Here is a 618-nt window from a genome sequence, read left to right on the forward strand (position 1 = left end):
AGCCTCGATCCGCCGATGAATTGGCTGGTCATCGGGTGTCGGAATGAGGAAAGTGCCCTTTGAACTGTGATGATGAGTGTTCCTACGCACTTATCGGCACAACTTCGAAAGGCACTTCCGGTGCAAGTGTCCCACAGGTTCACCGCGTCGTCGGCTGTCTTCGATGATGAGCATCTCGTGTCGTGTGCCGGGCTGGTGCCGGTGATGGCCCTGGCGACACAGACTGGGCTGTCGGCGTTGTTGGCCGACAAGGTCCATATCGCAACACCGCGGATCAAGTCCGGGTCGGCCAATCCGTCGCCGAAGCTGACCACCGTCATCGCCGGGATGTGTGCCGGCGCAGACAGCATCGACGACCTCGACATGGTGCGCTCGGGCGGGATGAAGTCCCTGTTCGACGGCGTGTATGCGTCGTCGACGATCGGAACACTATTGCGGGAGTTCACGTTCGGACACGCTCGGCAACTGGAATCAGTCCTGCGCGAGCACTTGGGACAGCTGTGCCGGCGCGCGGATCTGCTCCCTGGTTCCGATGGGCGGGCCTTCATCGACATCGACTCGCTGCTGCGACCGGTCTACGGTCACGCCAAACAAGGCGCCAGCTATGGACACACCAAG

At 61.3% G+C, this 618-nt stretch carries 1 protein-coding gene; it reads left to right on the forward strand.

Annotation, left to right across the window (positions count from 1 at the left end; translation table 11 throughout):
• Positions 1-120: 120 nt before the first annotated feature.
• Positions 121-618: transposase family protein (locus tag ACXMYJ_RS29300; protein WP_460359574.1), on the forward strand; the 498-nt coding region annotated here is incomplete at its 3' end.

The organism is Mycobacterium sp. ZZG, assembly GCF_054786995.1.